The organism is Brasilonema bromeliae SPC951 (assembly GCF_012912135.1).
GTDB classification, from domain to species: domain Bacteria; phylum Cyanobacteriota; class Cyanobacteriia; order Cyanobacteriales; family Nostocaceae; genus Brasilonema; species Brasilonema bromeliae.
On record NZ_QMEB01000098.1, the window covers coordinates 1 to 20671 of the forward strand.

Consider the following 20671-nt stretch of genomic DNA (forward strand, 5'->3'; position numbering starts at 1 on the left):
AGTCGAGGTTGTGGAATTTAGCTCTTCATCCTTTTTTTTTGGCGAAGGTATTGATTTTATTTTGGCACATCAACCAGATTTTGATGTGGTTTGGTGCCGGGGAACTGTAGGAGAACAAATCTTTCGTCCTTGGGTAGAACGTATTGAAAAATCTGGGGCAAAAGTGTTAGCCAACCATCGAGTCACTGACTTAATTGTTGATGACAATAATCAAGTCACAGGAGTTGTTTGCAATGATGAAGTCTTTGATGCTGATGCAGTCATTTTTGCTGTTGGTATCACTGGTATGAGAAAGATTTTATCAAGTAGCCCTAGTTTACAAAAACGTGATGAATTTCGCAATCTCAGCAATTTAGGAGCAATTGATGTTTTAGCAACTCGGCTATGGTTTGACCGTAAGATTTCTATTAAACGTCCTTCTAATGCTTGCTTTGGTTTTGATGCAACAACGGGTTGGACATTTTTTGATTTGAATGCGTTGCATGATGAGTACCGTAACGAACCTGGCACAGTTGTTGAAGCTGATTTTTATCATGCTAATCAATTTCTTAATTTAGAAAATGAGGAAATTATTCCGATAGTTCACCGTTATTTAGCAAATTGTGTGCCAGAATTTCGGAATGCCAAAGTTATTGATAGCAGCGTGATTCGTCTACCCCAGGCAGTATCTCACTTTGCTCCTGGTAGTTATCGTTATATGTTACCAGCGAAAACGAGTTTTAAAAATGTATTTATGAGTGGTGATTGGATTGTAAACCGCCACGGTTCTTGGTCACAAGAAAAGGCTTATGTCACAGGTTTAGAAGCAGCAAATTTAGTGATTTCCTATTTTGGAGAAGGTGCACTAGCCAAGATTCTACCTGTGGAAGCAGATGAAGCACATATTCAATTGGCAAGAACTGTTAACAAAAGTGTACGTCAAATTGGTAAATCTATTTTGCCGGAGTTTTGGTTACCGTAAATGACACTCACCCGTCAGGCAGTGCTGTTTCATGAGACTTTGTGGCAGTTGTGGGGAACTCTTAACAGGGAACTCTTAACAGGACCTCGTAAAATCTCATTTTTGCAAGAGGTCTATTTTCTGAAAGGCTTACATTGTGAAGTATTAATGGGACAGGCTGCGCGTAAATCCCCTTAGGACTTATGCGCAGCATCTGTGTAGGAAATACGATTAATTTTTACAACTCAAATAGAATTGCTATAATCCATAATACTCCTTTTTTGTCAATTCTTTCTACCGTACTGCCTATCTAGCTTTTCACAATGCTTAGCGGCACAGACATCTACACAACAGTATTTTTAGAACTATTGGATTTAAATGGTAATGCTTCAAAAGCGCTTTGACCTAATAAAAAACAATTTTGGCTTAAAGATTGCACTGACATTAGCAGCATCTTTTTTCATCTTAATGCTAGTTTTTTGCCTTCATCGCTTCTACACTTTCTACGCATCCTATGACCAAGGTCTTTTCGACCAGTTATTTTGGAACACCATACATGGACATATCTTTCAAGGTTCTCTCTCTTCTGGTCAATCCAGTGCTTATACCCAAGATGGTCAAATACAGACAGTGTTCTACTGCCATTTAGGACAACACTTTGTCATTGATTTCTTGCTATGGATGCCCATATATGCATTATTTCCCACTGGCGCGACTCTTGTTGTTTTACAAGTTAGTTTGATAACTGCTGCGGGGTTGGTTTTATATGCTCTATGTCGCCACTATTTACCTCCTTCTATAGCTATTTTAATCACTGCCAGTTTTTATGGAGCTAATGCTGTCATTGGACCAACTTTCGCCAATTTTTACGAGCATTGTCAGATTCCTTTATTTGTTTTCTCTTTATTCTTGGCTTTAGAAAAACGTAAATGGTGGCTTTTTTGGCTATTCCTAATTTTGATATTAGGAATACGAGAAGAAGCAGGAATCATTACATTTGGTGTTGGCCTTTATCTATTTTTAAGTCGTCGCTATCCGCGTTTAGGTCTAGCTGTATGTTTAATTAGCTTCAGCTATGTCACAGTCGTGACAAATGTAATTATGCCCTTGTTTTCTAATGATAATTCGCGACTTTACTTAACTGCTCGTTTTGATCAATATGTTCCAGGAAATAATAGCCCCAGTACTTTACAGCTTCTGTGGGGAATTATTACCCATCCTAAAGAACTGATCCAGAGTCTGTTCACTCCGGTTGACAAGCGAGTCAAGTACTTTCTCGGTCAGTGGCTACCGTTAGCTTTTATACCTGCTATCTCACCATCAGCTTGGATAGTTGCAGGTCCTCCATTACTAGTGTTGTTGATGCAAGATGGTCAATCTGCTCTTGCTATGAGTATTCGCTATGCCTTAACTGTAGTTCCAGGTTTATTCTACGGCACAATTTTGTGGTGGTCTCAACATCAAGAGCGATTTCAACCAAGTTTTCGTCGCTGGTGGATCAGATTTATTGCCCTATCTATTTTCTTCACAATTACATCTAATCCTAACCGTGCTTTTTACTTTTTAGTTCCAGAATCTATTCATCCTTGGGTTTATGTTCCTCTAACTCGTCAGTGGGAACATGTAGGACATATCCGCTCATTAATGCAGTATATCAAGAGCGATGCTAGCGTTTCTGCAACGACTTATCTGCTTCCACATTTGGCAACTCGTCGGGGAATTATTCGTTTGCCAGCTATACAGTTACGACTCGATTCGGGAGAGGTTATAGACGTTGATTTCGCCTTAGCAGACTTGTGGCAACTGCAACAATATCAACCAGCCTTTAAGAGCGATCGCCGCCAACTGCAAGATTTTATAGCTTTTATTGACAAACTTTTGGCTCAAGGCAAGTATGGACTTGTGGATGTGCAAGATGGAGTTGTTTTGCTGCAAAAGAAAGTTGTTTCTCAGCCTCAAGCGATAACACGTTGGTTAGAATGGAAAGCAGAAATCCAAAAAATTTAGGAAGATTAAGAGATTTTTTGATCGCAATCCTCCGCAGATTTGTCTGAAAGTGCCTACGCGTAAGCGCATAAATCGCGCATCCTATAAAGAAGTCGGGAATCTTTTTGTTCACAAATGATTTAGGACTACTCTATCAAAACAGTATTGGGACGGATGTGTCCTCATTCGTCGGTCACATCCTCATGGGCTTTCTGCTACCAACACTTTTACAACGCGATGGATTCTTCTTTTAGTAACGCCACCAGGTTTTTTGCACGTAACTGAGAATAGCCATAGCGATCGCCGCAAGCACCAACAGCCAAATCACTCCTCCTGGAAGAAAAGTGAGAATACCAAAACCTCGCAGAACCCAAACAGCGATCGCAATACCAAGAAAAACCCCGAAACCCTGGTTTAATGTACGATTTAATTTAGACGAACTCATCTTATTTGCCTTAAACTCAACAGTCACTGCATTTTATTAGTAACAATCTTAGTCACTAAATCTGAAAGCCGCAAATAAAAATCAGACCAGAGGTAGATGCAGTTAAAGCGCTGATTCTATGGGAAGCAGTCGTAAGAAAATCTACTCTACAATCAGTTCTTCATCTTTACTCTGACTTCTGAGTATTATTACTCAAATGTTAAGATTTGCTATTTTGTGAATAAAATTGTCACTATATGCTGAGAGAGAACACAATATTTTGATATGAGTGATAAACCTGACATATGATAAGCGTGAAGTTTTGGTAAAAATGACTAGAGCATGACTGTTTCCGGAAAACTCTCGTATTTTACTGGAATTAGAATTAATGACTTGGACTGTATACCAAGTTAGATATTCACGAGTTTAAGCTTATGACGTTGATGTGTTGAGGAGTGACTGAAAAAAGTATGTCTGCGTCCTTTACCTCAGATTCGGTTCCTACAAATTCAAGTATGCCTTGGACTCAAGATAAACAAAGATTACTGATGCAAGGTGAAATTCTGGTGCAAACGCGATCGCACACAGCTTGGGGTGGTGCTGTCACCGCTTGGATGTATTTGCCCTTAGTGCGATCAAATATCTGGCAACAGATAACAGATTACCCGCGTTGGGTACAATATTTTCCAGATCTGACCAAAAGCGAAGTTTTGCAATCTGGTGAGGTGAAACGTCTGTATCAAGCGGCACAAAAAACATTTTTCTTTTTCACTGCCCAAGTAGAAATTTACCTTGATGTGGTGGAAGAGTTTGGGCAGCACATACAATTTAGGCTGCAAAAAGGTAGCTTTCACGATTTTACAGCCAACTTAGACCTAAAAGATTGTGGTAACGGGACTTTACTGAGCTATACTGTGCAAGCTACACCGATCATTCCCATACCATCAATTTTTATTCAACAAGCCATGAACTTTGAATTGCCTGCGAATATGCGTAAAATGCGACAAGTTCTTTGTAAGGATTAGTAAAAGATGTCACAGGCAAAAGAAATTTTGGACTTTTGGTTTGGTAGTTCTGGTTCACCAGACTACGGCAAACCAAAGTCTTTCTGGTTCAGTAAAAAACCAGAGTTTGATGAAGAACTGCGAATCCGGTTTCTGACAGATTACCAAAAAGCAGCAGGAGGGTACCTAGACGACTGGATGGATTTTCCTGACAGTTGTCTAGCTTTGATTTTGCTGTTGGATCAATTTCCCAGAAGTATGTTTCGTGATACTCCCGAAGCCTTTGCGACTGACTGGGAAGCACTCTCAGTAGCTCAGCACGCTGTTGCACAACGATATGATCAGAAGTTGCTACCCGTACAACGCTGGTTTGTTTACTTGCCTTTTGAACATAGCGAAAATTTGGAGCATCAGAGTCAAGCAGTACGACTGTTTCAGCAATTGGGGGATGATCCTGATAGTGTGAGTTGCATTGATTATGCACTACGCCATATGCAAGTGATAGAGCGTTTTAGGCGCTTTCCTCATCGCAATAAGATTTTGGGAAGAGTTTCAACTCCAGAAGAAAAGGAGTTTTTGAAGCACAAAGGCTCATCATTTTAACCTACATTCCGCACCTTGAACTGTCATATCAACAATAAACCTGCTTGAAAATCCAATTATCGAGGAAGGTGACAACTCTCCCGCTAACCGCAAGCGGTTTAAGGAGCGCATCTCAGATTCACTTCGGAGACTTGCTGCTTCACAGGCTGAGCAACCTCTAAGCCTCCACAGCCAGAAATCGGTAGTCCAACCGACTTGTGTTTTAACAAATTCAGTGCGCTGTTCCAATCGCGGTCAATAACTAACCCGCAAGAACAACTATGAACACGAACTGCTAGAGTTTTCTCTACTCTTTCACCACACCCTGAACAATCGATACTTGTCCCTCTAGGATCAACACCTCTTGTATGCTTGCCGCGTCTGACCGCTACTGCTTGCATGATTTGGAGAAATGCGCCCCAAGCAACATCAAGTATTGACTTAGCTAATCGTGTTCTAGCCAAGCCCTTAATGTTCAAGTTTTCAAAAACGATTAGATCATAGGAATTAACCAACCAATGTGCGACTTGATAATGAAATTCTTTGCGCTGCCTTGCAACGTGCAAATGAAGCTTAGCTACCTTCGACAATTGTTTTTGGTAGTTTTTAGACCCTTTGGTTTTACGTGCAAGCTTGCGTTGTTGACGGGCTAGTGTTGCCTGCGCTTTCCGATAATACTGTGGTACTTGAATACTTTGCCCATCAGCAGTCGTTAAAAACTTTTCCAGCCCAACATCTATACCAGTAGCCGTTTTAATTTCGTTAACAGGCAATGCATTAGGAACGGTTTTATCTTCTAGCGAAAAACTTGTATACCATCCGTCAGCTTTGCGTAAAATCGTTGCTTGCTTAATCTCAAATCCCTCTGGAATTGGGCGGTGCAAAATAACTTCAACCTCGCCAATTTTAGACAACTTGAGAATACTACCTGTTAAATGTGCGCCTGCCTTTGGAGAATTAACACGCGGAAACGTAAAAGAACAAATATCCCCACGTTTCTTAAAACGTGGTCGTCCTCCCCTCTTGCCGTTCTTGTCAGGAACCAACCAGCGCTTCCACGCTTTGTCCAGCCTCATCAAGTTTTGTTGTTGGCAATCGGTGTAGATGTTTTTGTATTCAGGAAACAGTTCTTTAGTTTGCTTAAGACCTGATGCTTGTGTGTAATAGTCAGTCTTGTCTGGAATATCACCAATTGGCTCACATACCAAACTACAGCGGTCAATCTGGCATCTTGTACGGGTTAGCCAGTCCAATCTTTGACCTAGTGCATAGTTATAATGACGACGCAGCAACTCGCCCCAGGTTTCAAGAGTGACAACCTGTTCTGATGTGGGATTGAGCTTGTACTGGTAAGTGAGTAACATATAGTCATGATAGCATTTAGTGCCATGTCTTACAATATAGGATACAGGTCAGTTTATAGTCTTAATATTCATTTGGTGCTTGTAACAAAATACCGCAGAAAAGTTATTAATCAAGCAATACTGAAACGATTGCAGGAAATATTTGAGACCACTTGCCTCAAGTGGAGAAGCAAAGTCACAGAATTTAACGGAGAAAGCGATCATGTTCATTTGGTCATCAGCTATCCGCCAGACGTTGAAGTGAGTAAATTAGTCAATAACCTTAAAACCGTATCTAGTCGTTTAATCCGCAAAGAGTTTTATGAACATGTCAGCCAGTTTTATAACAAGCCTGTGTTTTGGACAGGTGCATATTTCGTTGCATCGTGTGGCGGAGTCACTCTTGAACAACTTAAATCCTATGTTGAGAAACAAAGTAGTCCTGCTAATTAAGGGGGCATCGAACCCCCTTAATTAGCCCGCAATTCCCCTTCGCCGCCAACCGTCCCGGTGTGGCGGGAGTACCCTTGCGGAAAACCAGATGGGCTAAGAAAAAGCAGAAAAGGGATTTGTCCATGTGATCGTCCAAGACGGATGCCACTGTAGAGAAAATCTAAACAGAGGTCAAAGAAGGTTTATTTTAAAACAAAGCAATGCATTAGTTAGCAAGATGCTGCAGATGAATTAGATTCTTTAGTCACCTTGTAACCGAGATGTTCGAGACGCGAACGCACACGTTTAATTAGATGCTCTTGTTGGTGTTGGCTCAAATAATTGACGTCCAAGTCTCGATAGAGCCGGGCTGTGGACAACATATGGTAGACAGTAGTCAAAATTCGCGCTCGCCACACCGACAAGAGCTCTTTTCCTACCTCGTCGTGCAGCTAAACTACGCCAACTTGTGACACCCATCTGGTACATCTAGATAATGTACGCTCCTCAGTAGCGCAAATCTTGCCAACAGAGAAAGCACAGCAGATAGCAGAAGTCTTTGGGGTGCTGGCAGATACGAACCGTCTACGCCTCCTATCAGCTTTGGCTTCCCAGGAGTTGTGTGTTTGCGATTTAGCCGCACTGATGAAAATGACGGAATCAGCCGTTTGCCATCAACTAAAATTATTGAAAGCTATGCGTCTAGTTCGCTATCGGCGAGAAGGTCGCAACGTTTATTACACATTGGCTGACAGTCACATTGTTAACCTTTATCAGTCTGTAGAAGAACATTTGCAAGCTTGATGAACTCGCCTTACCGGCGGCATCCACAAAACAAAAGTGCAAAATATGATAAGACACTGATTTTATTGTTACTATTCGGTTTTGGTAGTGGGAACTTCACCATGAACCACCAGCACGCCAAAGGATGACAGGAGAAAAAAAAAGTGAAACCGTTACGGATCGTAGTTGTAGGTGGTGGCGCGGCTGGTTTTTTTGGTGCAATCGCAGCAACCGAAGCAAATCCCCACGCGCAAGTGACCATACTCGAAGCCAGTCGCCAACTTCTGGCAAAAGTCCGCATTTCTGGTGGCGGACGTTGCAATGTCACTCAAGCTTGTTTTGACCCTTCAGGATTGGTACAAAATTATCCCAGAGGTGGAAAAGCTTTGCTAGGTGCGTTCACGCGCTTTCAAGCGAAAGATACAGTCGCTTGGTTTGCTGCCCACGGAGTACCCCTCAAAACCGAAGCTGATGGCAGAATGTTTCCCATCACTAATAGTTCCGAAACTATAGTGAACTGTCTGATAAATACAGCAAAAGCAGCTGGGGTAGAAATACGTACAGGAACATTTATTGTTGATGTCAAACAACTCAGCACTCCTAATTTTGAAATTTCTCTAAAGTCGGGAGAGATTTTGGAGTGCGATCGCCTACTCCTTGCCACAGGCAGCAATCCCATAGGCTATAAAATAGCACAGAAGTTGGGACATACAATTGAACCACCAGTCCCCTCGTTATTTACCTTCAATATCAAAGATGAATTTGTTTTGAAGTTGGCTGGTGTGAGTGTCAACCCCGTGCGGTTGCGCTTAAGCGTACAAGGATTTCCCCAACTAGAACAAACTGGACCTTTGCTCATCACCCATTGGGGTTTTAGTGGTCCTGCGGTGCTAAAACTTTCTGCGTGGGGTGCGAGAGTTTTGCACTACCGCAACTATCAAGCGACTTTACATATTAATTGGCTACCCAATCTCCAGCCAGAAGAAGTCAGGCAGAAATTACTAGCAGTGAAAAATGAAGTGGCAAAAAAGGCGATCGCCTTACATCGCGGCGTAGACTTACCCCACCGTCTCTGGCAATACATTATCTCCCGTGCAGGTATCACACCAGAAGACCGTTGGGCAGAATTATCAAACAAAACACTCAACCAGTTGGTGCAAGAACTGACGAAAGGACAATACCAAATTAATGGCAAAGGAGTTTTTAAGGAAGAATTTGTCACCTGCGGCGGTGTCAACCTTAAAGAAGTCAACTTTAAAACAATGGAAAGTCGATTAGTTCCAAGGCTTCACTTTGCTGGAGAAATTTTGGATATTGATGGTGTCACTGGTGGCTTTAACTTTCAAAGTGCTTGGACAACCGGATATTTAGCGGGGGTTGGGAGCAGTTAACTAAAAACTTGTCTAGAATAGTACAAATTTTAGATGAGATCGTTAGAACACCATGACTTTTTGAGTGATTAAACTCAATCAATTTTTCTTAGGATAAGATGTAAGCTAATTCAGAAAAAATTAAGTACCAAGCGATCGCTCCGGAATCGGATTGTGTGCCTTTGTAGCTTTGTTCGACTATAATTAGCTATTAATATCCATCAAAAACGCTGTTAATTATGCATGTCAGTATTGGGAACAACCTCAAGAAACGATTTCATGCGACTCACGCCATCCGAGAGTTGAAGATGAGTTAAGTTGTAGTAAAGCTAATAGAGGAGTGGCTACAAGTAAACGAGGTCTATTCATTTAAGGTTCACGAAAATGTCCTTATTAGTAACAAAACAGCTAAGTAGTAAAAAGGTAGTTAGCCTGTATTGAAAAAATATGAATTTATCAGGTGAGCAGCGTAAAAAACTAGAAAATGCTTTAGTAGATGCTTTTCGTGACAAAGCATCTTTGGAGCGAATGGTGCAGTATGAGTTAAATAAAAATCTCAACGAAATTGCTCCTGACAGTAGTTTACAAGGTATTATCTACAAATTAATACAAAAAGCAGAAGCTGAGGCTTGGGTAGAAAAACTAATTCATGCTGCGCTTGAGTCTAATCCAGGGAATTTAAAGTTACAAAATATTGCCCGCGAACTATCATCTTCTTCAGCAACTATACCTTCTGAAAACATGATCGGATCCAGAAACAGAAACGAATACATTTTTCCAGATACAATCGTTTTGTGTGTAGATAATCTTGATAATATTACGAAAGAAAATTTGCTTGAAAGAACTCGTGTTTTACCTAGAAAGCCAGGTTCATTGAAGCTTTTTGGTCTAATTGATACTCCTTCAGTGGAAAATGAGAACTGGCGTTTGAAAGACTTACTCAAGAACTTGCCACAAGAAATAAATCGAAAATGGTTAGAAGAGCTTGTAAAATCTGTCTATTCAGCTCTCAAAGGAGAATTAGATCCAAATCGCTACGAGAGGAATCCCCAAGAAGTTTCGACGTTCCAGTCATCAGAGGGTAAATTATTTAGACCTATCTTATATAAAAGAAAACGCTCGATTGACGACCGTTCAATAGAGTTTACTGTTATTTTTGAGGAACATATCAGTAGGGGATATGTGGAAAACGCGCCCAATCTAGCATATGCCACCCTAGTAACCGCTTTCATCCTTGCGAATCGCCTTCAATTGGAAGTGTGTAACAAATATCTGCCAATGCTTGATGATTGGTCGCAAGAGGTCTCAGAGGTAATTAGGACAAGACTTCAAGAAGTTAGGATCTCATTCGAGTATATTGAAGAAGATGCCGAACGTCGTAGAAAAGGTGAAGCTATTAACAAAAATAATAAAGACAGACTTCGAGACTCTTTTGAATCTAAGGATGAAAGAACAACAATTGAATCTAACTTGTCGGTTCAACAGAGGTACAAAAATATTCTACTTCAAGCTGATACACGTCACAATATCGATGAAGTCAGAGTTGCATTAACTGAGCTTAAGCGTTTGAATAAAATTGTTCTGCGTATGATAATCCAACGATTGTCTGGATTTTATGATGCAGATTCTCCTTGAGTGCTTAGCATATTGCTTTTTACTATAATTGGATTACTCCCATTTTTGTATAGGCATTTTAATAGGTTTTGCGGGAGATCATTTCTTTAGTGTAAGCTAGCTGGTTTTTGGTACCTACTTTAGATAAAGACTATGGAACAAGAGTTTGATCTCATTTTTCGCCATAAACTATGGAATTGTCCTGAGTCAGCTTCTGGCTTTGGTTCAACCCTCAAAAACACAGAGGAAATTAGGAAACAATTGCCCAGTTTAGTTAAAAAGCTAGCTGCAAAAACATTTCTGGATCTTGGCTGTGGTGATTTTAATTGGATGAAAGAGATTGACCTCGAAGTCGATAAATATTATGGCGTTGATATAGTTCACAGCATTTGTAAAGACAATAATCAAAATCATGCACGATATAATAAAGTTTTTATAAGACAAGACTTGACAAAGGACGCACTACCCAAAGCTGACATCATTTTGTGCCGAGATGCATTAGTGCATTTGTCCTTTTGCGATATCGGTAAAGCTATTCAAAACATTAAGAAGAGTGGCTCTCGATATCTGCTGGCAACAACTTATCCTAACGTTGAAGTTAATTTTGAGATATGCACAGGGGGTTGGAGACCACTAAATCTGCAAAAACAACCCTTTAATTGGCCAGAACCAATCTTTTTAATAAAAGATTCTGAGGAAATTGGTCTACCGGATTGGGGTAAGCACTTAGGGCTGTGGGAAGTCCAAAAGATGATGCTTCCTAGTCGTGGAACTTATTTATATTCTGGTTCTGCTAATGTCCCAGGCTCTTATGCTAAAGTACTCCCTGCTCTGTCATGCATAGAAACTTATTTAGAACCAAGGCTTGCCTTCTGTGAGCAACCAGGGCGAACGCATCTTAATTAAACGAAAAATTTTAACTTACTAACATGGGCATCACTAATACTGCTGACTCCCGCAAAAATAACTCATCATTTTATGACAAAGCAAAAGTTTCTTAACAGCCTGAGAACTTCCATAAACGGATGTGTTTGACTTCAATGAAAAAAGCTTTAAACCCCCCTGCTTAATGTCTAGAAAAGGGGTAAAAAGCAAAGATGAAAAAAGAATGATTTGATTATTTCTTTTATTTTCGACTCATTAAAACTCCTGGTTCTTGCTGTATGGGCAAGACATCTAAAATATCAGTTTGAGAACAATATTTCAGATCTTCATCAGAGTTCAGGCGCAACAGACGTTTGCCGTGACTTGCAAGATGAAGAAGTTCCAACAAGTTGTCTTGCCATTGAGAGTAAAGAGCGATCGCGCTAATCACTTCATCGTTACCCGCCAGCTCATCTTGTGACAATTTCGTCTGCTGTGCAACACTGTGAGCAATCGCACCTGCACAAGCCGTATCTTCTAGAGAAAAACTGCCTTCCCAACCTGATCCGACTATCCAAACTGTTTCTGGTTGCTTTTCCAACAGATATTGCACCACAGCAGCACGGTTGACAAAAGCAGCTGCAAGTACTGCTTTTGCATCCTGTATTCTTTGTAAAGCACGGGTGCCATTAGTGGTACTAATGAACAAGCGCCGTCCTTGTACAAGTTCTGGGGTACAATCGAGAGGAGAATTACCCAAATCAAAGCCAGGAACTTTTGACCCGCCACGTTCTCCTGCTCGTAGGCGTTTTTCACCGGACCATTTCTCGCTAACTGCTAAAAGTTGGTCCAAATCACTGAACACTTGGACAGCTTCACCTCCAGCTGCCAAAACGGTCGCCATTGTTGTCGTAGCTCGCAGTACATCGACTGCGATCGCGCATTCTGGCACTTTATCTGTTGGAGTTAATTCCGGAGTGTGGTAAATGAATAGCTTCACGCCTTGAGTACACCTGATTGAATACTACTGCCGAAAATAATATTTCTACTGAACAAGCGTCAACTACCGTAGTGATAGTTTATGCAAGAATTGGAGCAATGGAGTTGATTATAACTACTGTTATCAACACAGCAGTCTTAATTTGTTGGCAAATCAGCGGTAATCTGAAATAAAGAACAAATTTTGTAAAAACTGTGTTTGGCGTTCAATTTGTCCTCTACTACCAAACTGAGGCTATTCCTGCTGATATGGTGACGAGTATGTGGTGATCTGGCGCTATTTTGCCTGATTTCCTACGCCCTGGGCAAGGGCTGAGGAGATACTTGTAGGGTTAGTAGTGCTTTTTGAAAACAACTAACCCAACGGGAGAGCCACTAACAATCCCCAATCCAAAATCTAAAATCCCAAACCCATATGGCACCTTTACCCAACTATCGCCCGAAACAACTGTCTGTAGGTCCGTTAGAAGCAGAAATTTTGAATATCATCTGGGAACTCGGTTCCGCTACAGTTAAAGATGTGCACGACCGAATTCTAACAGACCCCAACCGGGAACTCGCTTATACATCTGTGACCACTGTACTGCGTCGTCTCACCGATAAAGGGTGGCTAGTCTGTATTAAAAAAGGACGAGCATACTATTGGCGACCATTGGTGACAAAGCAGCAAGCAGACGTTATTAGAGCGCACGAACAGTTACAGCGATTTTTGGCGGTGGGAAACCCCGATGTTATAGCTGCTTTTGCAGATAGTTTGGATGAAACTGCTTCGGAGCAAATACAGGCGATCGCCAAACGCATTCAAGCTGCACGCCAAGCCAGGGAGGAACAATAATGCATCTAATAATGATTGTGGCTTCAATGGTCGTTGTTTATTGGATAAGATGCCAATGGACACAACCCCAAGGAACTTGGAGTGAACGATGGCAATATGCCCTATTTTTATTTCTCTTTCCACCATTGCTCATTTTCATGACGGCGATCGCCGTCATTTGCATGGGACCCCAAGGAAAAATGAGCGGCTTACAGACAGGTTGGTTCAGCTATGTGCTGGCATTAATTAGTCTTGCTTTTTCTGTCGTTTTATGCATAAAACTGGCATGGGGAGGATGGCAGTCTGTGAAATCAGCTCGCAAGTGTTCCCTGGTTGATTTAGCGGGTAGACAAGTGAGAGTTCTGGATACAGGGGTACCGTTTGCCGGTCAAATTGGATTTTGGCAACCCGAACTCGTCCTCAGCCAAGGACTGCTGCACACTCTTTCACCAGAACAATTGGAAACTGTCTTAGCCCACGAACAAGGACATTACCATTACCGGGATACATTCTGGTTTTTCTGGCTAGGTTGGGTGCGTTCCTGCACCGCGTGGTTACCAAACACAGAAGCTTTGTGGCAAGAGTTGTTAGCCTTGCGCGAACTACGCGCCGATGCACATGCTGCTTCACAAGTAGATCCTTTACTGCTTGCAGAATCACTTTTGTTGGTAGTTAGCAGTCCGCCTATATCCTCAGAAATTTGCTGTGCTGCATTAAGTTCTAGTCACGTAGATCGTTTAGAACAGAGGATAGAAGCCCTGTTAGCACAGCCAGAACCAGTTCCAGAAGTTCAATTACAATCTTGGAATAGTTACTTGTTGGCATTTTTGCCTCTGGTGACTGTAATATTTCATACGTAGTTCATTTTTTTGATCTCAAGTAGAGTGCGTTCACAAAGTGCGCACTCTATTTTTTTTGGTTTTTCGTTTCAAGTGTCACCGCAGACTTGCCACATCAGTCCAGATATTAATACAGTGTCTGAGCTTGTCTTAAGTTGCCAATAATATAGTCAAGCCTACACTTTTATTGACAGTTATCGACATCCTTAATTAATTCATTCACGAACTCTCTAAGCCGTTCTTGCCAGTCAGGGACGGCTTTAAGCTTTTGTTTGACTCCCGGCAATACCTTGAAGCATACAGGATCTTTGTCAAAAGGGCGATCGCTTGTAAACCCTAATTTGTGATTTTTCTTAAAAGTCATTGCATATTCCTGTTTTTATGAGTATACTAATACTAGCAGCGTTAAAAGCAATAAATGTTTTTATCTGTCAAAACAAAATTAAAACTGAGTAAAGCCCAAAAAACGGTAATGAGTAAACACGCGGGAATAGCTAGATTTACTTATAATTGGGGCTTAGCAACTTGGAATAATTTGGTTAAAGATGGATTGAAGCCTAATAAATATATTCTTAAGAAGTTTTTTAACAATCACGTAAAACCTGAGTTTGATTGGATTAAAGAAAAAGGTATTTGCCAAAGAATAACTCAGTATGCTTTTGATAATTTAGGCGATGCTTTCTCTAGATTTTTTTCTGGCAAGGGCGGTTATCCTAATTTCAAAAAGAAAGATCATCACGATTCTTTTACTATTGATGCAGGTGGCAAGCCTATACCTGTTGGTGGGAAATCAGTAAAACTTCCAACAATTGGATGGGTTAGAACTTATGAAGGATTACCCCATGTTACGTGTCAATCAATTACAATATCACGAACTGCTGATAGTTGGTTTATAGCTTTTGCTTATGAACAAGAACATGAGCCAACTGCTAAACAGTATGAAGTCGTAGGGGTTGATTTAGGTGTCAAAGAGTTGGCTACGTTATCAACTGGCGTTGTGTTTCCTAATCCTAAGCACTATAAATCCGCCTTAAAGAAGCTCCGAAAATTGTCTAGGGAACTTTCAAGAAAAAAGAAAGGATCTAATAACAGACACAAAGCCAAAATCAAGCTTGCTAAACACCATTTAAGGATAGCTAACCTCAGAAAAGATACGCTTAATAAAGCCACTACTTTCTTATGCAAAAACCACGCAAAAATAGTAGTAGAGGATTTAAATGTTAAGGGTATGTTAGCTAACCATAAATTAGCTCAGGCGATCGCTGATTGTGGCTTTCACGAGTTTAAGCGCCAGCTAGAATATAAGGCGAAAAAATTTGCTAGTGAAATAATAATAGCTGATCGCTGGTTTGCGTCAAGCAAAACCTGCTCAGCTTGTGGGCATGTTCAAGACATGCCTCTTAAGATGCGGACTTTCAATTGCGAAAACTGCGGATCTTCTATCGATAGGGATCTCAATGCAGCAATTAACTTGAGCCACTGCTCGACTAGGGTTTCCCGGCTTGAAGCATGTGGCGTATTGCGTTTGGCTAAAGCGTGAAAGCTTACCGAGGGATAAGTGCTCCCATGCTCCCATTGAAGTAAGAAATAAATGTCTGGATTTGTCTAGAGTTTATGTAGCAGAATAACGAATCATTAGACCAAAGAAATTATGACTCCCTCCCTCCCTCACTCCCTCTCTCCCTCTCCACTCCCCACCTCCTACAAACATATCCGCGATTTAGACCAACTCATCGCCCTTGTCGCCTCCCATCGCATCGCAGGACGTAAAATAGTCTTCACCAATGGTTGTTTTGATATACTCCACGCCGGGCATGTCTCCTATCTCCAACGCGCCAAGGTCTTAGGTGACATTCTCATTATTGGGGTTAATTCCGACGACAGCATCCGCCGTCTCAAGGGATCAACTCGTCCTATAAACCCGTTAGAAGATAGGATGCAGGTTCTGGCTGCACTAGCTTGTGTTGACTATCTCATTCCTTTTGAAGAAGATAGCCCCAGTCACCTTATTAGCAAGCTACACCCCAATATCTACGTCAAAGGCGGCGACTACACGAAAGAAACTCTGCCAGAAACACCCGTAGTAGAAGAATACGGTGGAGTCATTGAATTTTTGCCCTTTTTGGAAAATCGTTCCACAAGTAAAATAATTGAGCAGATTTCCCAAGGTAAAAATCATTCATGATAATTGAAACACCTCGGTTAGTGCTGCGTCCATTTGAAGACAAGGACACACTACCATTCATAGCTTATCGCTGTGATCCGGAAGTAGCAAAGTATCAGAGTTGGGATGCGCCCTATCCTGAAGCGGAAGCAATCACGTTTATAGAAGCCATGAAACGTGCAACACCAGGTGTACCAAGAGAGTGGTATCAGTTAGCAATTGAACTTTTAGCGACAGGCGAAACTATCGGTGATTGTGCCTTTTGTATTTGCGCCGATGATGAACGTCAAGCAGAGATTGGCTTCACACTTGCGCCAGCCCACCTTTGGCATTGGCTATGGAACCGAAGCTGTAAAATGCTTGCTCAATCATCTGTTTGGTGAGCGCAACCTGCATCGCGTACGGGCAAACTGTGATCCTGCCAACATCGCGTCTGTGAAGCTAATGCAGCGGATCGGTATACGGTGTGAAGGACATTTTGTTAAGAGTTTGTGGTTCAAAGACTCTTGGGTAGATGAACTTTGGTTCGCCATTTTACGCGAGGAATGGAAAGTCACTTAACTCAAAAAGTATGTGAAAAGTTTGCTCTATAGGTTTTTTTTTGACTCTAAAAATCTCTATAAATTGGAGAAAAATTTGAGAACTTGTTAAAATTAAAAGATTTCTGATATCACTATGGTATTTTCTCAAAAATGGTTTATATGGAGTCAGAGTTTAGTCTGACAAAGCGTCCCTAAAAGCTTTTTAGTTTTTTTTGACGTTAAATCAACTCTTTCTATACTGATATATTTCAGTTTTGTTCATTTTTTTAAATACAGCCTAATGCAAGTGTTTGAAGTAGTTTTAGTTCTCAACTGGCTGAGCGTGCAAAAGAAAAAAAAGAGTGAATATCCCAATAGCCATCAGTTAATTAAATTACCTTTAAAAGATATCAGAGCACTAGTTCCTTCTGACCACATCGGATATAAAATCAGGGAGAAGTACTTACTTTAATGTTAAGAGGAGTGATTAGTTAAGATGAGTAAGCTTCTTAAAACCATTGCAGCCTCCCTAGTTTTCGGTATGGCAGTTGCCACACCTGTTGCTACCTTTCCATCAATAGTCCAAGCACAAACAGGTACAACCCCAACAACTACAGCTACTCCTACACCAACAGGTGCAGCTACTCCTAGCGGCACAACAGGAGGCAAAAAACCTGCCAGCACCACAGGAGGCAAAAAACCTGCCAGCACCACAGGAGGCAAAAAACCTGCCAGCACAACAGGAGGCAAAAAACCTGGCACAACAGGGACAACAACACCTATGGACTCGCCTACTCCAGGTTCCACTACACCTTATACAGGCGCGCCTACACCCACTGGTTCACCTTCAGCTACGCCGAGCAAAAAACCATAAGGCAAAAAGTCAATGTAACAACAGTCAGGGAATGGAACTGTAACCTAAAAGCTATTCAAGCCTGATCAAAGGTTGTCAATTTTGATCAGGTATAGCGAAAAGATAGTATAATAGTCCTGATAGTACGGGTTAACAACCGTGCACCAAGAGGATCAACCCCTGACAGCATAGACTGGCGTTTGAGAAACGTGCCACAGGCGAAGTGCAGGTGACCTAGACAAGCGAGTGCGGTCTTGGGGTTTCCCCAAGTGAAGCAACTCGCGTAGAGCGTCGTTAGTAGCGCCTCAAAAGAAGTTTTTCATAAGAACTTCGACACATATAGCGGTCAGTTAGACCGTGTTAGTCTCTGGACTGGATAGAACCGACTCTTCCAGGATGAAAGAGGAAGTAAGCTTCAAAGCTAACCGTTGTGCCAATTATCTATTATAGAAAAGGGCATGGTTGAATAGCTTTGAGTAGGTCTTATGTAACGGAAGATAGGCGATGCATCCCTAGGGGTATACGAGCGATGGCACTCCGTGCCTGCCCCTTTAGGGCATCGCCATTCAATACTGATACAAAAGCTCCTTGTGCATCATGCCTTGGAGCTTTGTTATTGCTTGTGAGTTTAAGTTATTATCACAAGAATCTTCTGGTGAATATTATATGCAAAAATCGGGCTACATCCTGGCATTGGATTTGGGTACAACAGGCAACCGTGCCTTTGTGTTTAACGCAGATGGTAAGATTGTTGGTCAGGCATATCAGGAACTGACACAGTACTATCCTCAGCCTGGATGGTTAGAGCATGATTCTTTAGAAATTTGGCAGGCGACTTGCTGGGTGATGCAAACTGCGATCAAAAATGCCCAGATTGCTCCTGATGAAATTATCGCTCTTGGGCTGACAGTGCAGCGAGAAACTTGCTTAATTTGGGATAAAACGACTGGTCAACCTCTGCATAGGGCGATCGTCTGGCAAGATCGCCGCACAGCTCCTTTGTGCCATCATTTACAAGAGCAAGGATATGCTCAGGAGATTTCTGATCGCACAGGACTCATTGTTGATGCCTATTTTTCAGCCACAAAGCTGTCATGGCTGTTAGAGCATTTTCCAGGCGTTGACCTCAAAAATATCTTAGCTGGAACGATTGATACTTGGGTGCTGTGGAACCTCACAGGTGGAAAAGTTCACGCTACTGATCACAGTAATGCCAGCCGTACAATGCTGATGAATCTAGCAAGCTGTGAGTGGGATGAAACACTGCTGACTCTGTTTAAAATACCTCGTCATATCCTGCCCCAAATTCAGCCTAGTTTGGGAACTTTTGGAGTGACTGATGCTAGCTTGTTAGGCGTTGAAATTCCCATTACTGCTATTTTGGGAGACCAACAAGCTGCTTTGTTTGGACATGGCTGTCATTCTCCCGGATTAATGAAATGTACTTACGGTACTGGGAGTTTTTTAGTCGCTCACACTGGCTCTCAAATCGTGCGTTCCCAGCATCAACTTTTGAGTACTTTAGCATGGACTCAAGTAAACGCAAGCGGAACTTTGGACGTGGGCTATGCATTAGAAGGTAGCATATTCACGAGTGGAGCTTGCATCAAATGGCTGCGCGATCGCGTTGATCTGATCACAACTGCTGCTGAAACTGAGGTGCTCGCAAATCGAGTCACAGATAATGGCGGAGTTTACTTTGTGCCCGCATTTAGTGGACTGGGTGCGCCTCATTGGGATATGAGTGCTAGGGGAGCGTTTTTTGGAATTACTGCAATGGTACAACGTGAGCATTTGGTACGTGCAGTACTGGAGGCATTGGCTTACCAAGTTCAGGAAGTTGTACAGGCTATTCTTGCATCCAACACTATTTCCATTGAACGGCTGAGTGTGGATGGTGGTGCCTGTGAGAACAACTTTCTCATGCAGTTCCAAGCAGATGTGTTAGGGATACCAGTTGAACGTCCTAAGATGCGCGAAATGACAGTGCAAGGTATCGCGTTTGCAGCAGGTCTTGCTGCTGGATTTTGGGATAATGATCAGCTACTCGTGCAGCAACGACGAATTGAGCGCGTGTTTTTACCTGGTGTAGGGAGAAATCACGCTTTGGAAAACTTTACAACTTGGCAAAAGGCAGTTGAACGCGCTAAGCACTGGGCTGATTGATTCTTTATTCCACAGAGGTGTGGTCAAAAGTGGTTGGTAGAGGGGGTAGGCATGGGTTATGAAACCGTCTTTGTTTTTGACACTGCCATATTTCCTACACTCAAACTTTGATTTGATTAACTATTTTAACATTGTTTAACCGTGTAATTCACGGAAGCTCGCGCTTCGCTTTTGTGGTAGTCTTTAGACCTTAGTGAGAATGTACATGAGAGTGATTAGAACGCTGATAATGTTGGCGTAGCAAATCTTTACCATAATCATTACCGTTGGGGGTTCGGACGACAGTATGAATATGATTGCGAGATGGCTCTTTGTTTCCCAACGCCTGACCTCGCTGATGGTCAAATTCAATTAAGATTACGGGACTGTGAATTCGATAATAGAAGACACTGTTATTGTCAAATCCTCCCATCCAAGCAAAGTGAGTGTTTTCCAAATGTTGACGGACTTGTTCCATCTTAACTTCTGCATGACCATTGCGAATATCGCTTGTATATTCCCTAATTAAGTCAAGCAGTATTTCTTGTTGACCACTCATCAACTCCGCAAAGGAGATTCCTTCATAACGCATTTCAAAGTTATCCCTAAATGCTGAAGTAAAGACATCTGTGGGAATTTCTTTGGCAAGGACTGCTTTGTCTCTTTGCTCGGCTGTTAGTGCACGGATTGTAGCAAGTCCCTTACTTTCTTCTGGCTCAAATACACGAATTCCAGCATGTTCACCTTCTGTTGCCCTCACAGGTTCTGACCCCATGAAGGTTGGTGTCATGACGACTTGATCTCCTAAAACAAAGTAGTTGATATTAAGATGATGCCCATCAAGTTGCCAACCCCAAGGCTCCTTCATGGAAGGTTGTCCCATGAAACTAAACCAATATAGTTCTTTTCCATACTCGTTCAATTTCTTCGTAAGCTGTCCTAGTAGGTCATCAAGTTTGAATTGAGGGATAAAGTCGCTTCAATTTAATGCGAG

At 41.8% G+C, this 20671-nt stretch carries 19 protein-coding genes and 2 pseudogenes; 16 read left to right on the top strand and 5 right to left on the bottom strand.

Annotation, left to right across the window (positions count from 1 at the left end; all coding sequences use genetic code 11):
- Both DP116_RS13885 and DP116_RS13890 read left to right on the top strand, forming a co-directional pair.
- On the top strand, nt 1-961 hold a 961-nt coding region (locus DP116_RS13885), incomplete at its 5' end, for a hydroxysqualene dehydroxylase (RefSeq protein ID WP_211173262.1).
- A 357-nt stretch (nt 962-1318) separates the two neighbouring features.
- Nucleotides 1319-2947: a DUF2079 domain-containing protein gene (locus tag DP116_RS13890; RefSeq protein WP_343038316.1), complete on the top strand. Its 1629-nt coding sequence runs from the start codon at nt 1319-1321 to the stop codon at nt 2945-2947.
- 229 nt (nt 2948-3176) lie between these two features.
- On the opposite strand, the gene DP116_RS13895 is transcribed toward DP116_RS13890, so the two are convergent.
- Nucleotides 3177-3371, bottom strand: a complete 195-nt coding sequence (locus DP116_RS13895; protein WP_169155749.1) for a hypothetical protein — start codon at nt 3369-3371, stop codon at nt 3177-3179.
- A 449-nt stretch (nt 3372-3820) separates the two neighbouring features.
- Here DP116_RS13895 and DP116_RS13900 point away from each other — a divergent pair, with 449 nt between their 5' ends.
- On the top strand, nt 3821-4375 hold the full coding sequence (locus DP116_RS13900) for an SRPBCC family protein (protein ID WP_169155750.1): 555 nt from the start codon (nt 3821-3823) through the stop codon (nt 4373-4375).
- 6 nt (nt 4376-4381) lie between these two features.
- The gene (locus DP116_RS13905; protein ID WP_169155751.1) at nt 4382-4957 is read left to right on the top strand and encodes a DUF924 family protein; all 576 of its coding nucleotides are present in this window, start codon (nt 4382-4384) and stop codon (nt 4955-4957) included.
- Between the two features lie 98 nt (nt 4958-5055).
- Here the strand turns inward: DP116_RS13905 and DP116_RS13910 are convergent, their stop codons facing one another.
- Nucleotides 5056-6300 (bottom strand): RNA-guided endonuclease InsQ/TnpB family protein, encoded by a 1245-nt coding sequence (locus tag DP116_RS13910; protein ID WP_169155752.1) that lies wholly within the window; start codon nt 6298-6300, stop codon nt 5056-5058.
- 6 nt (nt 6301-6306) lie between these two features.
- On the opposite strand from DP116_RS13910, the gene tnpA reads away from it, so the two are divergent.
- From tnpA to DP116_RS13935, 5 genes and pseudogenes are all read left to right on the top strand, one after another.
- On the top strand, nt 6307-6732 hold the full coding sequence (gene tnpA / locus DP116_RS13915; protein ID WP_169155753.1) for an IS200/IS605 family transposase: 426 nt from the start codon (nt 6307-6309) through the stop codon (nt 6730-6732).
- A 438-nt stretch (nt 6733-7170) separates the two neighbouring features.
- A pseudogene (locus DP116_RS13920) lies at nt 7171-7515 on the top strand (ArsR/SmtB family transcription factor); the annotation flags it as partial.
- 143 nt (nt 7516-7658) lie between these two features.
- Nucleotides 7659-8885: an aminoacetone oxidase family FAD-binding enzyme gene (locus tag DP116_RS13925; RefSeq protein WP_169155754.1), complete on the top strand. Its 1227-nt coding sequence runs from the start codon at nt 7659-7661 to the stop codon at nt 8883-8885.
- 426 nt (nt 8886-9311) lie between these two features.
- Nucleotides 9312-10499: an effector-associated domain EAD1-containing protein gene (locus DP116_RS13930; protein ID WP_169155755.1), complete on the top strand. Its 1188-nt coding sequence runs from the start codon at nt 9312-9314 to the stop codon at nt 10497-10499.
- 132 nt (nt 10500-10631) lie between these two features.
- Nucleotides 10632-11384, top strand: coding sequence for a methyltransferase domain-containing protein (locus tag DP116_RS13935; protein WP_169155756.1), 753 nt, complete (start codon nt 10632-10634; stop codon nt 11382-11384).
- 220 nt (nt 11385-11604) lie between these two features.
- Here DP116_RS13935 and DP116_RS13940 read toward each other — a convergent pair whose 3' ends face one another.
- Nucleotides 11605-12342 carry a 2-phosphosulfolactate phosphatase family protein gene (locus DP116_RS13940; protein WP_169155757.1) on the bottom strand — a complete coding sequence of 246 codons (738 nt, stop codon included), beginning with the start codon at nt 12340-12342 and terminating at the stop codon, nt 11605-11607.
- Nucleotides 12343-12756: 414 nt separating this feature from the next.
- Here DP116_RS13940 and DP116_RS13945 point away from each other — a divergent pair, with 414 nt between their 5' ends.
- The gene (locus tag DP116_RS13945; RefSeq protein WP_048866537.1) at nt 12757-13176 is read left to right on the top strand and encodes a BlaI/MecI/CopY family transcriptional regulator; all 420 of its coding nucleotides are present in this window, start codon (nt 12757-12759) and stop codon (nt 13174-13176) included.
- Entirely contained in the window at nt 13176-14015 is an 840-nt protein-coding gene (locus tag DP116_RS13950; RefSeq protein ID WP_169155758.1) for a M56 family metallopeptidase, read from the top strand. The genes DP116_RS13945 and DP116_RS13950 overlap by 1 nt, the downstream gene beginning before the upstream one ends.
- A 163-nt stretch (nt 14016-14178) precedes the next feature.
- Here DP116_RS13950 and DP116_RS13955 read toward each other — a convergent pair whose 3' ends face one another.
- Nucleotides 14179-14358 (bottom strand): hypothetical protein, encoded by a 180-nt coding sequence (locus DP116_RS13955; RefSeq protein WP_169155759.1) that lies wholly within the window; start codon nt 14356-14358, stop codon nt 14179-14181.
- Between the two features lie 54 nt (nt 14359-14412).
- Between DP116_RS13955 and DP116_RS13960 the strand changes: the two genes are divergently transcribed.
- From DP116_RS13960 to glpK, 5 genes and pseudogenes are all read left to right on the top strand, one after another.
- Nucleotides 14413-15534 (top strand): RNA-guided endonuclease InsQ/TnpB family protein, encoded by a 1122-nt coding sequence (locus tag DP116_RS13960; RefSeq protein ID WP_169155760.1) that lies wholly within the window; start codon nt 14413-14415, stop codon nt 15532-15534.
- Nucleotides 15535-15645: 111 nt separating this feature from the next.
- Nucleotides 15646-16179 carry a D-glycero-beta-D-manno-heptose 1-phosphate adenylyltransferase gene (gene rfaE2, locus DP116_RS13965; RefSeq protein WP_169155761.1) on the top strand — a complete coding sequence of 178 codons (534 nt, stop codon included), beginning with the start codon at nt 15646-15648 and terminating at the stop codon, nt 16177-16179.
- Nucleotides 16176-16719 (top strand): annotated as a pseudogene (locus DP116_RS13970) (GNAT family N-acetyltransferase). The gene rfaE2 and the pseudogene DP116_RS13970 overlap by 4 nt, the downstream one beginning before the upstream one ends.
- Before the next feature lie 456 nt (nt 16720-17175).
- Entirely contained in the window at nt 17176-17553 is a 378-nt protein-coding gene (locus tag DP116_RS13975) for a hypothetical protein (protein ID WP_169155762.1), read from the top strand.
- A 645-nt stretch (nt 17554-18198) separates the two neighbouring features.
- Entirely contained in the window at nt 18199-19698 is a 1500-nt protein-coding gene (gene glpK, locus DP116_RS13980; RefSeq protein WP_169155764.1) for a glycerol kinase GlpK, read from the top strand.
- A 190-nt stretch (nt 19699-19888) separates the two neighbouring features.
- On the opposite strand, the gene DP116_RS13985 is transcribed toward glpK, so the two are convergent.
- Nucleotides 19889-20647 (bottom strand): DUF3500 domain-containing protein, encoded by a 759-nt coding sequence (locus DP116_RS13985; RefSeq protein ID WP_169155765.1) that lies wholly within the window; start codon nt 20645-20647, stop codon nt 19889-19891.
- Between the last annotated feature and the right edge of the window lie 24 nt (nt 20648-20671).

What these genes read in the sequence shown, in the direction of transcription:
- DP116_RS13910 (WP_169155752.1), bottom strand. Translation starts at nt 6,300, where the DNA reads ATGTTACTCACTTACCAGTACAAGCTCAATCCCACATCAGAACAGGTT.
- DP116_RS13950 (WP_169155758.1), top strand. Translation starts at nt 13,176, where the DNA reads ATGCATCTAATAATGATTGTGGCTTCAATGGTCGTTGTTTATTGGATA.
- DP116_RS13890 (WP_343038316.1), top strand. Translation starts at nt 1,319, where the DNA reads ATGGTAATGCTTCAAAAGCGCTTTGACCTAATAAAAAACAATTTTGGC.
- DP116_RS13975 (WP_169155762.1), top strand. Translation starts at nt 17,176, where the DNA reads ATGAGTAAGCTTCTTAAAACCATTGCAGCCTCCCTAGTTTTCGGTATG.
- DP116_RS13960 (WP_169155760.1), top strand. Translation starts at nt 14,413, where the DNA reads ATGTTTTTATCTGTCAAAACAAAATTAAAACTGAGTAAAGCCCAAAAA.
- DP116_RS13895 (WP_169155749.1), bottom strand. Translation starts at nt 3,371, where the DNA reads ATGAGTTCGTCTAAATTAAATCGTACATTAAACCAGGGTTTCGGGGTT.
- DP116_RS13935 (WP_169155756.1), top strand. Translation starts at nt 10,632, where the DNA reads ATGGAACAAGAGTTTGATCTCATTTTTCGCCATAAACTATGGAATTGT.
- DP116_RS13905 (WP_169155751.1), top strand. Translation starts at nt 4,382, where the DNA reads ATGTCACAGGCAAAAGAAATTTTGGACTTTTGGTTTGGTAGTTCTGGT.
- DP116_RS13955 (WP_169155759.1), bottom strand. Translation starts at nt 14,358, where the DNA reads ATGACTTTTAAGAAAAATCACAAATTAGGGTTTACAAGCGATCGCCCT.
- DP116_RS13945 (WP_048866537.1), top strand. Translation starts at nt 12,757, where the DNA reads ATGGCACCTTTACCCAACTATCGCCCGAAACAACTGTCTGTAGGTCCG.
- DP116_RS13930 (WP_169155755.1), top strand. Translation starts at nt 9,312, where the DNA reads ATGAATTTATCAGGTGAGCAGCGTAAAAAACTAGAAAATGCTTTAGTA.
- glpK (WP_169155764.1), top strand. Translation starts at nt 18,199, where the DNA reads ATGCAAAAATCGGGCTACATCCTGGCATTGGATTTGGGTACAACAGGC.
- DP116_RS13900 (WP_169155750.1), top strand. Translation starts at nt 3,821, where the DNA reads ATGTCTGCGTCCTTTACCTCAGATTCGGTTCCTACAAATTCAAGTATG.
- rfaE2 (WP_169155761.1), top strand. Translation starts at nt 15,646, where the DNA reads ATGACTCCCTCCCTCCCTCACTCCCTCTCTCCCTCTCCACTCCCCACC.
- tnpA (WP_169155753.1), top strand. Translation starts at nt 6,307, where the DNA reads ATGATAGCATTTAGTGCCATGTCTTACAATATAGGATACAGGTCAGTT.